General features: G+C 42.7%; 11 protein-coding genes. 6 read left to right on the top strand and 5 right to left on the bottom strand.

The annotated features are described in order from the left end of the window. Positions 1 to 74: 74 nt before the first annotated feature. The gene (gene typA / locus B3Q46_RS07095; protein ID WP_005237138.1) at positions 75 to 1,910 is read right to left on the bottom strand and encodes a translational GTPase TypA; all 1,836 of its coding nucleotides are present in this window, start codon (positions 1,908 to 1,910) and stop codon (positions 75 to 77) included. Between the two features lie 161 nt (positions 1,911 to 2,071). Here typA and B3Q46_RS07090 point away from each other — a divergent pair, with 161 nt between their 5' ends. The 3 genes from B3Q46_RS07090 (at position 2,072) to B3Q46_RS07080 (ending at position 6,006) form a co-directional block, all read left to right on the top strand. Beyond that, entirely contained in the window at positions 2,072 to 3,442 is a 1,371-nt protein-coding gene (locus B3Q46_RS07090) for a uracil-xanthine permease family protein (protein ID WP_286714042.1), read from the top strand. 66 nt (positions 3,443 to 3,508) lie between these two features. Continuing rightward, positions 3,509 to 4,543, top strand: coding sequence for a methyltransferase (locus tag B3Q46_RS07085; RefSeq protein ID WP_034171115.1), 1,035 nt, complete (start codon positions 3,509 to 3,511; stop codon positions 4,541 to 4,543). Then, positions 4,543 to 6,006 (top strand): amino acid permease, encoded by a 1,464-nt coding sequence (locus B3Q46_RS07080; RefSeq protein ID WP_286714041.1) that lies wholly within the window; start codon positions 4,543 to 4,545, stop codon positions 6,004 to 6,006. The genes B3Q46_RS07085 and B3Q46_RS07080 overlap by 1 nt, the downstream gene beginning before the upstream one ends. A gap of 55 nt (positions 6,007 to 6,061) precedes the next feature. On the opposite strand, the gene B3Q46_RS07075 is transcribed toward B3Q46_RS07080, so the two are convergent. Both B3Q46_RS07075 and omp38 read right to left on the bottom strand, forming a co-directional pair. Next, positions 6,062 to 6,595: a peptidase C39 gene (locus tag B3Q46_RS07075; RefSeq protein WP_286714040.1), complete on the bottom strand. Its 534-nt coding sequence runs from the start codon at positions 6,593 to 6,595 to the stop codon at positions 6,062 to 6,064. Positions 6,596 to 6,697: 102 nt separating this feature from the next. Next, positions 6,698 to 7,747: an outer membrane protein Omp38 gene (gene omp38, locus B3Q46_RS07070; RefSeq protein ID WP_286714039.1), complete on the bottom strand. Its 1,050-nt coding sequence runs from the start codon at positions 7,745 to 7,747 to the stop codon at positions 6,698 to 6,700. 375 nt (positions 7,748 to 8,122) lie between these two features. Here omp38 and B3Q46_RS07065 point away from each other — a divergent pair, with 375 nt between their 5' ends. From B3Q46_RS07065 to B3Q46_RS07055, 3 genes are all read left to right on the top strand, one after another. Further along, positions 8,123 to 8,644: a GspH/FimT family protein gene (locus B3Q46_RS07065; RefSeq protein WP_286714038.1), complete on the top strand. Its 522-nt coding sequence runs from the start codon at positions 8,123 to 8,125 to the stop codon at positions 8,642 to 8,644. Positions 8,645 to 8,756: 112 nt separating this feature from the next. Beyond that, the gene (locus B3Q46_RS07060) at positions 8,757 to 9,932 is read left to right on the top strand and encodes a thiolase family protein (protein WP_286714037.1); all 1,176 of its coding nucleotides are present in this window, start codon (positions 8,757 to 8,759) and stop codon (positions 9,930 to 9,932) included. 186 nt (positions 9,933 to 10,118) lie between these two features. Further along, entirely contained in the window at positions 10,119 to 10,574 is a 456-nt protein-coding gene (locus B3Q46_RS07055; protein WP_286714036.1) for a VOC family protein, read from the top strand. 53 nt (positions 10,575 to 10,627) lie between these two features. Here B3Q46_RS07055 and B3Q46_RS07050 read toward each other — a convergent pair whose 3' ends face one another. Then, a complete protein-coding gene (locus B3Q46_RS07050) occupies positions 10,628 to 11,113 on the bottom strand; it encodes a DUF934 domain-containing protein (RefSeq protein WP_004785193.1) in 486 nt (161 codons plus the stop codon). Next, positions 11,106 to 12,749, bottom strand: coding sequence for a nitrite/sulfite reductase (locus B3Q46_RS07045; protein WP_034171109.1), 1,644 nt, complete (start codon positions 12,747 to 12,749; stop codon positions 11,106 to 11,108). Before B3Q46_RS07045 ends, B3Q46_RS07050 begins: the two co-directional genes overlap by 8 nt. Between the last annotated feature and the right edge of the window lie 150 nt (positions 12,750 to 12,899).

The following is a 12,899-nucleotide window of genomic DNA, read 5'->3' as shown; positions in this document are numbered from 1 at the left end:
GTGTATGTAATTTCTACCCCAATAAAAAAGCCGCTGAACTGATTCAGCGGCTTTTTTCGTATCGGTGACCGGTCTTATTTAGCACGGTTACGTTTACGTTCGTTTTCAGTCAGGTAACGCTTACGGATACGGATTGACTTAGGTGTTACTTCAACTAGCTCGTCGTCTTCAATGAATTCAAGCGCTTGTTCTAGCGTATATTCAAGGTTTGGAACAAGAGTCAATGCTTCATCAGTACCAGATGCACGTACGTTAGTTAACTGTTTCGCTTTAGTTGGGTTAACCACCATGTCGTCAGAACGTGAGTTGATACCTACGATCATACCTTCATAAACTTCTAACTGTGGTTTAGCAAATAGACGACCACGGTCTTGAAGTGTGAACAGTGCATAACCCAAGCAAGTACCTTGAACCATAGAAATCAGTACACCGTTTTGACGTTTCGCAACAGTACCTTGTTTAGCAGGACCGTAATGCGAGAAGCTTGAAGTCATGATACCAGTACCAGAAGTCATGGTCATGAATTCAGAACGGAAACCGATCAAGCCACGTGAAGGAACAGTTGCTTCAATACGGATACGGCCTTTACCGTCAACTTCCATATTGGTCATTTCGCCTTTACGGTGACCCATTTGTTCCATTACAGAACCTTGGTGCTGTTCTTCAACGTCAAACGTTACGTTTTCGTACGGTTCTTGCATTTGACCGTCGATTTCTTTCATGATCACTTGCGGACGTGATACACCAAGCTCGAAGCCTTCACGACGCATGTTTTCGATCAGTACAGAAAGGTGAAGCTCACCACGACCAGATACTTTGAAACGGTCAGGACTGTCAGTATCTTCAACACGAAGTGCTACGTTGTGGATCAATTCTCGGTCAAGACGCTCACGGATATTACGTGAAGTTACGAATTTACCTTCTTTACCAGCGAATGGGGAGTTGTTCACCTGGAAAGTCATAGACACAGTTGGTTCATCTACAGAAAGTGCTGGAAGCGCTTCAACATTTTTAGGATCACAGATTGTATCTGAAATGTTCAGTGCATCGATACCAGTTACACAAACGATATCACCTGCAGAAGCTTCTTCAATGTCAACACGTTCTAGACCATGGTAACCCATGATTTTCAAGATACGGCCGTTACGGGTTTTGCCTTCTTTGTCGATAACAGTCACAGGAGTGTTTAATTTCACTGAACCGCGCTGGATACGACCAACACCGATTACACCTACGAAGCTGTTATAGTCCAAAGATGAAATTTGCATCTGGAATGGACCGTCAACGTCAACTGCTGGTGGCTCAACGATGTCTACGATTGTTTGGAACAATGGAGTCATGTCATCAGCAAGTTCTTCTGGAGAAGGACCAGCAACACCACGAAGACCAGAAGCATAAACTACTGGGAAGTCTAACTGTTCGTCAGTACCGCCAAGGTTGTCGAACAAATCGAATACTTGATCGATTACCCAGTCTGGACGCGCACTTGGTTTATCAACTTTATTGATAATTACGATTGGTTTCAAACCACGCGCGAACGCTTTTTGCGTTACGAAACGAGTTTGTGGCATAGGACCTTCTTGTGAATCTACAAGAAGCAGTACGCAGTCAACCATCGACATTACACGTTCAACTTCACCACCGAAGTCGGCGTGTCCCGGGGTGTCCACGATGTTAATACGGTATTCTGTATCTGTACGTTTATCTAACCACTTGATTGCAGTGTTTTTTGCAAGAATGGTAATACCACGTTCAGATTCTAACGCATTCGAATCCATGACACGCTCGATCTCACCCGCGCGATCACCGAGAGCACCTGATTGTTGCAAAAGTTTGTCTACAAGAGTGGTTTTACCATGGTCGACGTGCGCGATAATGGCAATGTTACGGAGAGTTTTAATATCTGACATGTAAATTCGATACGTTTTAAATTTGAGGGCAAATTATACAGAAAAATACAAACTTTTGACAGTGACTGTTTGTAGAGAGCGTCATTTTTTTTCCAATTACTTTTGTAATGACGTGTAACTCGATTAGAATAGCGCCACCCAGCCTTAATTTGCATTGACACATGTCTGATTTTAATCAACCTCCTCCTTTTAAAGATCAACTTGACCTTGTCTACGGCCTTGAAGATCGTCCTAAACCGTTTATCGCATTTTTAGCCTCATTCCAGCATTTATTGGCCATTATTGTCCCAATTGTGACCCCTGGCCTGCTCATTTGTCTGGCGCTGGGGGTCTCCAAAGAAGACACCAACATGATCTTATCCATGTCTTTGGTGATTTCGGGGATTGCGACTTTCTTACAATCCAAGAAAGTAGGTCCCTTTGGTGCAGGCTTGCTGATTGTTCAGGGTACAAGTTTTAACTTTATTGGCCCGATCATCGGGATCGGTTCAGCGATGGTCGCTGCAGGCACACCGGTAGAAGCGGTGATGGCTTCGATCTTTGGTGTAGTGATTGCAGGTTCATTTATTGAAATGGGCGTGTCACGCATTTTGCCATGGGTGAAGAAACTCATTACGCCACTAGTAACGGGTATTGTAGTTTTATTGATTGGTTTAACCTTGATTAAAGAAGGTCTGATCAGCATGGGTGGTGGTTATCAAGCCATGGGCGACAAAACTTTCGCCAATGCAGATAACCTGATCATGTCATGTACCGTTCTGGCATTAATTATTTTACTGAACCGTGTACGCATCACTTGGGTAAAAAGCTCAGCAATTCTGATTGCACTGGTTGTGGGTTATATCCTTGCCGGCTTTATGGGTCATCTCAACTTTGATGGTTTAAAAGATGCACCTCTGGTTCAAATCCCAACTCCAATGCATTTTGGTTTAAGCTTCTCATGGAGCTTATTCATTCCAATGGCATTCATTTACTTGGTGACTTCATTAGAAGCGATTGGTGATATTACCGCAACATCAAAATTATCGAATCAGCCAGTGGATGGTCAAACCTGGATGAATCGCATTAAAGGTGGTGTGTTAGTGAATGGTGCTAACTCCCTTCTTGCAGGTTTATTCAATACATTCCCAAGTTCAGTGTTCGCACAAAATAATGGTGTGATTCAATTGACTGGTGTAGCTAGCCGTTATGTCGGGATCTGGATCGCAGCACTCCTCGTGATTCTAGGTCTACTTCCAGCAGTGGCCGGTGTGATCCAAGCCGTTCCTCAAGCTGTGCTTGGTGGTGCAGTGATGGTGATGTTCGGGGCAGTCGCTGCATCTGGGATTAATATCCTGTCTGGTATTCACTTAGACCGTCGTGCCCTGCTAATCATTGCAATCTCGCTTGCACTTGGCCTAGGGGTTGCGCAGGTGCCTCAGATTCTGGAACATCTTCCTGAATTATTCCGTAACATCTTTAGTTCCGGTGTTGCGACAGGCGGTATTGCAGCCCTCATATTGAATATTGTACTTCCTGAAGTAAAGAAGTAATTTCATGTCCAAAGAACACTGTCTGAGTTGGACTCGGACAGTGTTTTTTCTATTGGAGAGAGATCTATGGATCCTAAAAGCGAAGTTTTATTAAGACAATATGATTATTTGTCGGGTCGCGTATTGCTGGTGAATGCACCGACCGATGAGCTTCTTGCTGAATGCGGTGAATCTATCCAGCCCTTTGTTTGGACATGGAATTATAATGATTTTCAATATTTCCAGTCACAGCAGGCCCAGGTTCATTTTGGTGTAGAATTTCCTGATCAAGAATTTGATCAGGCAGTTATTTTCGTACCTAAATCAAAAGAATTATTGAATTATCTGATTCACAATATTGCAGCCCGATTAAAACAGGGCAGCAGTGTCTTCCTGGTGGGTGAAAAGAAAGGTGGTGTAGAGCGTGCAGCAAAGCAGCTACAGGCTTATGGTAAACTCATCAAGCTCGACAGCGCACGACATTGCCAATTGTGGCAATTGACTCTAGACTACACGGTCGAAGCAAAAGCGTTGGCAGATTGGGCACAGACCTATACAGTGGCGACACCAAAAGGTGATTTGCAGATTTGTGCACTTCCAGGTGTATTCAGTCAGGATCATCTGGATGTAGGAACAGCGGTGTTCTTACCCTATTTATCTCAAGTAACTTCAGGCAAGATTGCCGACTTTGGCTGTGGCGCAGGTGTGATCAGTGCTTATTTAGCCAAACTGAATCCTGAGAACCGTATTTTTGCTCTGGACGTAGATGCCTTTGCCTTGGCTTCTACTCAAATGACATTTGAGAAAAATCAGCTCAGTCCTCAGCAGCTGGAAATTAAAGCTGTGTCAGGTATTGAAGATGCACCGCTCTTTTTACATGCCATTGTCAGTAATCCCCCTTTCCATCAGGGAATCCAAACCAACTATGCGGCCAGTGAAACTCTATGTAAGACTTCGCGTCGTCATCTCAAGTCTGGTGGTGAATTATGGATTGTGGCAAACCGCTTCTTAAATTATCCAATTTTAATTGAACAAAGTTTTGGCCAATGTACAGTCAAAACTGATCAACAAGGTTTTAAAGTGCTCTTCGCCAGTACTCAAAAAAATGCTAAGGAATCATGATGAGCGAAACTCAGAACAGCGTGCAGCTGCAGCGTAAGCTTGGTGCTCGTCATCTCAATATGATCGCGATTGGCGGGTCTATCGGTACAGGTTTATTCCTGGCCTCAGGTGCGACTATTGCCAGCGCAGGCCCGGGTGGCGCACTTCTAGCCTATGCCCTGATTGGCGTAATGATTTATTTCTTGATGACCAGCCTTGGAGAACTTGCGACTCATAATCCGACCTCGGGCGCATTCTTTACCTACGGCACCAAATATGTCGAAGGTGGTTTCGGTTTCGCTTTAGGCTGGAACTACTGGTACAACTGGGCGATTACCGTTGCCTTTGAACTGGTTGCCGTACAGTTCATTATGAAATTCTGGTTCCCTGATATTCCGGGCTTTTACTGGAGTGCGATCTTTCTCGCTGTGATCTTTGGGATTAACGCCCTCACAGTAAAAGGTTTTGGTGAATCAGAATTCTTCTTCTCATTGGTGAAAGTACTGGCGATTATTGCCTTTATCATCATCGGGATCTGGATGATTGCCAAGATCATGCTTACACCGGGTGTTTCGGCATTTGCAAACTGGAGCGTGGGTGAAGCGCCTTTTGTAGGCGGTTTCCAGGCTTTGATTGGTGTTGCCATGATTGCCGGATTCTCGTTCCAGGGAACCGAGATGGTTGGTGTAGCCGCTGGTGAATCTAAAGATCCGCGAAAAACTATTCCTGTCGCAATCAAGCAGATCTTCTGGCGAATCCTGCTGTTCTATATCGTGTGTATTTTCATTATCGGCACATTGGTTGCCTATAATGATCCGCGTCTATTACAGGCAGCTGCAACAGAAGATGTGGCCCTTTCTCCATTCACTTTATTGTATGAGAAAGCAGGCTTTGCCTTTGCAGCGAGCATGATGAATGCGGTAATTCTGACGGCGATTCTGTCTGCGGGTAACTCAGGCATGTATTCTTCTACCCGTATGCTGTTCGATATGGCGCGTAAAGGCAGTGCACCTAAGCTGTTTGCCCATCTGGATCCACGCGGTGTACCGATGAATGCCCTGTATGCGACAACGGCAATTGCGGCACTATGCTTCCTGACCACATTCTTTGGCGAGCAGGAGGTCTTTAACTGGTTGCTGAATATGTCAGGTATGTGTGGCTTCATTGTCTGGCTCGGGATTGCAATCTCACATTACCGCTTCCGTAAAGGTTATCTGGCTCAAGGCTATCAACTTGAAGGTCTGGCCTATAGAGCTAAATTCTTCCCGTTCGCGCCTTGGTTTGCCTTCGTTCTTTGCTCAATTGTCGTTTTAGGTCAGAATTATCAAGCTGTCCTAGATGGTGAGTGGTTGGCTGTCCTTTCTACTTATATCGGTATCTTATTATTTTTAATGATTTGGCTGGGTTACAAGTGGAAATATAAAACCAAACTGGTTTCCTATCAGGAGATGGATGTTCGACCGATGAATATTGAAAAAGACTAATATCTCACCTTTATTAAAAAAGCAGCTCAAGTGGCTGCTTTTTTATATTCTGAAATCAGCTATGACGCATGACAAAATTACCGTCATCAATCACGATGACTTGCTGACAAATACCTTCTACTCGACGCTGCTGTTCGAAAACTTCTTTAGACATAGTATTAAAACTATCAAAGAAACTGATTTCTTTTTCATTGATTTCATAAATTAATGAATGGTTCCCCACTCCTTCAAGCGTGTCGTAGAACACAATTACAAAACGGCCTTTATCCACTAATTTTTGAATATCTGTATAAGAAAGTGGATATTCCTGAACATCTACTTTGAGTTCTTGCGCTTTTTGATAAAACTGGATTTCAAGTGGCTGTTTATCGGGATCAGTTTCTGTAAAAAACTCAACATCAAGCCCTAGTGCTTTAAGTGCAACGGCTAGCGCAATACTTGAAGCTCCCATCTCATCATTATGCTGTGTCAATTGCACTAAATCAGGAATATGTAGATCTATTCCATAATGATGAAAAATCATCCAGATCGCGTAAATACCACTATTAGCTTCCAGACTTTGTAAGTCTTGAGGAAGTTCTATGCTCATGCTTTAACTCAAAATCAGTTTCGAACAGCAAGTGTATGCAAAAAACAGTCATAAAAAAAGCGACTCAAAGAGTCGCTTTTTTAATCAGTGTTCAATAACGAATTATTGAGCAACTGGTTGTTCAGCTAGAACAGTACGGCTACCAGTGATTGTCGCGAATACACGACGGTTCATAGCACGACCTTCTTTAGTGTTGTTGTCAGCAATCGGTTGATCCCAAGCGAAACCTTGAGTAGACAAACGTGATGCATCTACGTTGTATTCGTTAACAAGTGCAGATTTAACAGAGTTAGCACGAGCTAGAGATAAACGTTCGTTCAATGCACGTGGACCAGTGCTGTCTGTGTGACCTTCAATACGAGCAGTTGCGTTTGGATATTCAACTAGCTTCTCAGCAACTTTCGCGATTTCTGGTTTGTATTGGTCTTTGATGTTCGATTTATTCGTATCAAAGAACACGCGAAGTTCCATGTTCAGGTCTTCAGTCAACTCTTGTGGAGCTGGAGCTACTGGAGCTACTGGCTCAACTGGAGCAACTTCTACAACGTCAGCAGCTGGTTTCAAGCGGCCACCTAGAACTACGTTAAGACCAGCAAGTGCTGTATAGTTCCAGAATTTTTCGTCAAAGTGGTAAGTACCACGAGCTTCAGTACGTAGCGCTAAAGCATCGTTGATGTGCCAGAATGCACCAAGACCTGCATTGCCTAATGTACCTTCTTCTGTAGTACCGCGAGCACCACGTACACCTTCATCAAATTCATATTTGTAGTGGCCAGCACCTAAAAGTGCATATGGTTTGATTTTGCTGTCATAGTTACCAGTAAACACATCAGAAGTTGCATAGAAGTTACCCGCAATATTCTGACCTTTGTATTCTGAACCAGGAATAGCACTTTCGACATCACCTTTAACCTGGCTATATTCAGCTTCAAAACCTAACCATGGAGTTAGTTCAACACCGATCGCAGCACCTACAAACAAATCATCCTGTAACTCAGGACCATTTGTTAACTCACCGTCATTACCGCCATTGTTGTGTTGGGTGTCTTGCCAAGTATAACCTAACATTAATGGAGTAACAGTTACGCCTGCGTTTGCAGCAGCAAAAGGAGCAGCTACAAGCATTGCTAAAGCAATACGACTCATTTTCATGGATTTATCCTCCAGAGATAACAATTGTTGTTCAAGCTCAAGCCTTCTAATAGGCCATTCTGAGATAGGCTTTTTTTACCCCAGTGTTATTTTTAAGCTATTCACTGCGCATCATACAAACACTTTATTATTTTTCCAAGTGCTTGATTAATCTAATCAAGTAAATTATTGACAAAATTACTTACAATTTCCGTTGTAATTCAGTAATTTTTTACTCAATTTTTTGTTGTGAATCGCCTATTGTCATTGCCAATTTATTTTTAAGCGCCTTTTTGAATTTTGAGTAAGGCATTTCTTACTCGCTCAATTAAGCATAAAAAACGCACAATTAATAGCATGTTTCAAATAAAAATAATATATAAATCAGGTAACTCTATGTATAAAAAGATAACAAGAGCGTTCACTATTGTTGAGTTAATTATCTGTATTGCCCTTATCGCAATTGTGGTCACAATTGCCTTGCCTTACTTTCATGATTATCTATCCAAGCAGGAAGCTAAAAATATTCCGATGAAAATTACAGCAACCAATCGTTATGCACGCAGCCAGGCAGCTGTGTTTCACCAGAATATTGTGATTTGTCCCAGTCAAGATTCATTAACCTGTCAAGCAAACCAATGGAATAAAAATTTACTGGTATTTATTGATAAAAACCGTAATCGTCAAGTCGATAATGACGAACAAATTTTACACATTGAACAACTTAATCTTAAATACGGTAACTTGAGTTGGCGAGGTGCTTTAAGTATGCCGAACGTAACTTATCAGGCCCAAACGGCTTTACCGATTGGATCAAATGGCAGCTTTTATTATTGTTCTACTCACCTTGCATCCCAACAACGTATTGTCTTGAATAAAATGGGACATATACGGATCGAACATCTGGCCTCCTGTTAATAAAACCCTAGAGTCTATGATTTATCCAGATTAGGACTTTAATCCTGTACCTTTTTCAATATACTGCTTAGGTTCGAGAAAAAATGATCAAAACTTATAGGGAGATATAACAATGACTGACATCGTAATTGTCAATGGCGCACGTACAGCGATGGGCGGCTTTCAAGGCAGCTTGGCTAGCGTTACTGCACCTGAACTTGGTGCTGCCACCATCAAAGAAGCGATTGCTCGTTCAGGCTTGCAGCCAACCGATATTGAAGAAGTCATTATGGGTTGTGTACTCCCGGCAGGTTTAAAACAAGGCCCTGCCCGTCAAGCGATGCGTAAAGCAGGTCTGCCTGATTCTACCGGTGCTGTCACCATCAACAAATTATGTGGTTCAGGCATGAAAGCAGTCATGCAAGCGGCAGATATGATTAAGGCAGGTTCTGCAACTTATGTGGTTGCAGGTGGTATGGAATCCATGACCAATGCTCCATACATATTGCCAAAAGCACGTGGCGGTTTCCGTATGGGTCATGGTGAAATCAAGGACCATATGTTCCTGGATGGCCTGGAAGATGCCGAAACTGGTCGCCTGATGGGTTCATTTGCTCAAGATATGGCAAATAGCAAAGGTTATACACGTGAACAGATGGATGAATTTGCAATCCGTTCACTGAAACGTGCTCAAACTGCAGTCAATGAAGGCTACTTTGCTGATGAAATCGTGCCAGTCACTGTTTCCACCCGTAAAGGTGATGTAGTCGTTGATAAGGACGAACAACCTTTTAATGCCAATATTGACAAGATTCCAACTTTACGTCCTGCTTTTGCAAAAGACGGGACAATTACGGCAGCAAATGCCAGCTCAATTTCAGACGGTGCCTCTGCCCTTGTTCTGACTTCAAGCGACAATGCAGCAGCTAAAGGTTTAGCACCTTTGGCTAAAATCATTGCTTATGCTTCAAACTCCCAGCATCCATCTGAATTCACGATTGCTCCTGTTGGCGCTATTCAGAAAGTTCTGGATAAAACTGGTTGGAAAGCTGAGGAAGTTGACCTTTGGGAAATCAACGAAGCCTTTGCCATGGTCACCATGTGCCCAATGGATGAGTTCAAGCTTGATCCTGAAAAAGTCAACATTAATGGTGGTGCATGTGCACTCGGTCACCCGGTTGGTTCTACAGGTTCACGTATTATCCTGACCTTGATCCATGCATTGAAACGTACAGGCGGTAAACGTGGTATCGCTGCGCTATGTATTGGTGGTGGTGAAGCAACTGCGGTCGCAATCGAACTGATCTAATTCTTTTATAATCAATTAGTACAGAGGGCTTTTATAGCCCTCTTTTTATTTTATAAATATTTCATTTTTCTATAATCCATCTTTAAAGTAAATTCTTTTACTTACATTTTCATAAAGCTTCTTTATTAATCAAATTCAATTCAGGGCGTAAATTAAAGGGATTCAAAATAAGAAAAGGAATCCTGCATGCGACTTAATCACTATCTCAATTTCCAGGATGAAACCGAAGCTGCCTTTACCTTTTATCGCTCGGTATTTGGTGGCGAATTTTCCAGTCTAACCCGTTATGGAGATACGCCTGGACAGCAAGGAATTGATTTATCAGATGAAGAAAAAAATCTGATTTTGCATATCTCACTTCCAATCAATGAATACACAGAGCTTATGGGTTCGGATATCAATGACAAGCTCTGTACTGAAAACACACCAGCATTTAGGAAAGGTACTAATCACTATATTGCGATTATTTTAAGTGCCAATGAACAGGATGAAGCCAAACGACTCTATGAAGCTTTATCGGTGAATGGCCAAATCGAAATGCCTTTAGAAAAAACCTTTTGGGGTGCGCTTTATAGTGCCTTTACGGATCAATTCGGAGTACAATGGATGATTAACTGCCTACTTGAAGAACGTGCACCCTAAGATTTAAATACAAAAAAGCCTCCAGATGGAGGCTTTTTTTAGTTGAAGACGAATTAAGCTCCAGTTTGATAATTCGGTGTTGGTACTGCTGTTGAAGCTTGGTACGGATTGGTAAAATCACCCAAACCTGCAGCTGCTTCCTGAATATCTTTACCTTCTTTAATGACAAAAGTATCGAAACCAGAACGCTTCATGTAGTTCAAGACATCTTTGAACACATCACCAGTCGCACGCAGCTCACCCTGGAAACCTTGACGGCGAAGCAATGCAGCAAATGAATAACCACGGCCATCATTAAAACCTGCAAACTCAATAAAAATCGCATCAAGTTGCTCAAGCGGAAATTCATTAGTTTCAGGTGAAGCATCAACCGTTAAGTACAATGCTTTTTTACCAGTAATATTGGCAATCTGGTCTAACTGCTCTACAGTCAGAACTACATCACCCTGTGGCAATACACCATCTTCACCAATTAGCTGGTAAGTGTTATCTGCAATTGTGCCATCTTTAGAGAGCACTTGTAGTGCGGTATTAAGCATATGCGCGCTCCTTGAATGGTTGAATGCCGACACGACGATAAGTATCGATAAACTCTTCACCATCCTGACGCAAGTCAAGATAAGTATTTAGAATTTCCTCTACGATATCCGGCACCACTTCTGCAGCAAATGATGGCCCAAGAATGTCACCAATAGAGGCATCATGATCCGCATTACCACCTAAAGTGATCTGATAGAATTCAGCGCCTTTTTTATCTACACCCAAGATACCGATGTTACCCACGTGGTGATGACCACAGGCATTCATACAACCTGAAATGTTCAGGTCCAGTTTACCCAAGTTATAAATGGTATCCAGATCATCAAAACGGCGTGAAATTGCTTCAGAAATTGGAATGGATTTCGCATTTGCTAATGAACAGAAGTCACCACCTGGGCAGCAGATAATGTCAGTCAAGAAGCCGATATGCGCACGTGCCAGGTTATGCTGATCCAGCGTCTGCCACAATTCGAACAGGTCTTTTTGTGGTACATCTACCAGCGCAATATTTTGCTCATGAGTCGTACGCAGTTCACCGAAGGTGTATTTGTCTGCAAGATCTGCAATCAGGTTCATTTCTTCAGTGGTCACATCACCCGGTGCAATACCCGCACGTTTCAATGAAATCGTGACAATACGATAACCTTTCACTTTATGTGCATTGGTATTGATATTGAACCATTGCTTGAACTTCGGATACTGGGCAAACAGTTCAGTGAAGTCTTCATCCGCATAATCTTGGTAGTCAAATGGAGTGAAGTTTTCATCCATTTTCGCCAGTGTTTCAGCATCAATCTTTAATGTCTTAACAGTATGTACAAATTCGGCTTCAACTTTTTCAGCAAAAACTTCTGGCGTTAATGCTTTTACCAGAATCTTGATACGTGCTTTGTATTTGTTGTCGCGACGGCCGTGCAGGTTATACACACGTAGTACCGCTTCAAGATAAGCAATCAGGTCTTCACGTGGCAGGAAGTCACGAATAAAACTGCCAATTACTGGCGTACGGCCCAAGCCGCCACCCACTTTAATTTTATAGCCGATCTCGCCTGCTTCATTTTTCACGATATAGACACCGATATCGTGGAATGAAGTTGCTGCACGGTCAATCTCTTCCAGCGCAGATACCGCAATCTTGAACTTACGTGGCAAGAAAGCAAATTCCGGGTGGAAAGTTGACCATTGACGGATCAATTCACAAGTTGGACGTGGATCTGCAATTTCACCTGCCACGACACCTGCATACTGGTCAGTGGTAGTATTACGGATACAGTTCCCTGAAGTCTGGATCGCGTGCATTTGCACGGTTGCCAGTTCAGCCAGCATATCAGGCACGTTCTCTAGTGCAGGCCAGTTAAACTGGATATTCTGACGGGTTGAAACGTGCGCATAGCCACGATCATACTCTTTCGCCAGATCAGCCACTTTACGAAGTTGTTTAGAATTCATCAGGCCATAAGGTACCGCAATACGCAACATTGGCGCATAACGTTGTACATAAAGACCATTTTGAAGGCGGAGCGGACGGTATTCATCTTCCGTCAATTTGCCCGCTAAATAACGTTCCGTCTGGTCACGGAACTGTGCAACACGTTCATTAATCAGTTGCTGATCGAAATCAGTATATAAATACATGGCGTACAGCTAGTAGTTTCTATTATATCGTCGGCAAGGATAACGACATTGAATCTATCAATAAAATGCTTTTTATACATATTTCATAGCGATTTTATTGATAAGCCTAGCAAACTTTCAATGATATAAAGGGCAGAGTAAAACTTGAAG

It is taken from the genome of Acinetobacter sp. UBA2581 (assembly GCF_002339435.1).
GTDB classification, from domain to species: domain Bacteria; phylum Pseudomonadota; class Gammaproteobacteria; order Pseudomonadales; family Moraxellaceae; genus Acinetobacter; species Acinetobacter variabilis.
The sequence above is the reverse complement of the archived record's forward strand: the minus strand, read 5'-3'. Positions and strand labels throughout refer to the sequence as shown.

Bases quoted from the DNA above. Each gene is read 5' to 3' on its own strand.
- B3Q46_RS07060 (WP_286714037.1), top strand. From the start codon at position 8,757: ATGACTGACATCGTAATTGTCAATGGCGCACGTACAGCGATGGGCGGC.
- B3Q46_RS07075 (WP_286714040.1), bottom strand. From the start codon at position 6,595: ATGAGCATAGAACTTCCTCAAGACTTACAAAGTCTGGAAGCTAATAGT.
- omp38 (WP_286714039.1), bottom strand. From the start codon at position 7,747: ATGAAAATGAGTCGTATTGCTTTAGCAATGCTTGTAGCTGCTCCTTTT.
- B3Q46_RS07080 (WP_286714041.1), top strand. From the start codon at position 4,543: ATGAGCGAAACTCAGAACAGCGTGCAGCTGCAGCGTAAGCTTGGTGCT.
- B3Q46_RS07045 (WP_034171109.1), bottom strand. From the start codon at position 12,749: ATGTATTTATATACTGATTTCGATCAGCAACTGATTAATGAACGTGTT.
- B3Q46_RS07090 (WP_286714042.1), top strand. From the start codon at position 2,072: ATGTCTGATTTTAATCAACCTCCTCCTTTTAAAGATCAACTTGACCTT.
- B3Q46_RS07065 (WP_286714038.1), top strand. From the start codon at position 8,123: ATGTATAAAAAGATAACAAGAGCGTTCACTATTGTTGAGTTAATTATC.
- B3Q46_RS07085 (WP_034171115.1), top strand. From the start codon at position 3,509: ATGGATCCTAAAAGCGAAGTTTTATTAAGACAATATGATTATTTGTCG.
- B3Q46_RS07050 (WP_004785193.1), bottom strand. From the start codon at position 11,113: ATGCTTAATACCGCACTACAAGTGCTCTCTAAAGATGGCACAATTGCA.
- B3Q46_RS07055 (WP_286714036.1), top strand. From the start codon at position 10,119: ATGCGACTTAATCACTATCTCAATTTCCAGGATGAAACCGAAGCTGCC.
- typA (WP_005237138.1), bottom strand. From the start codon at position 1,910: ATGTCAGATATTAAAACTCTCCGTAACATTGCCATTATCGCGCACGTC.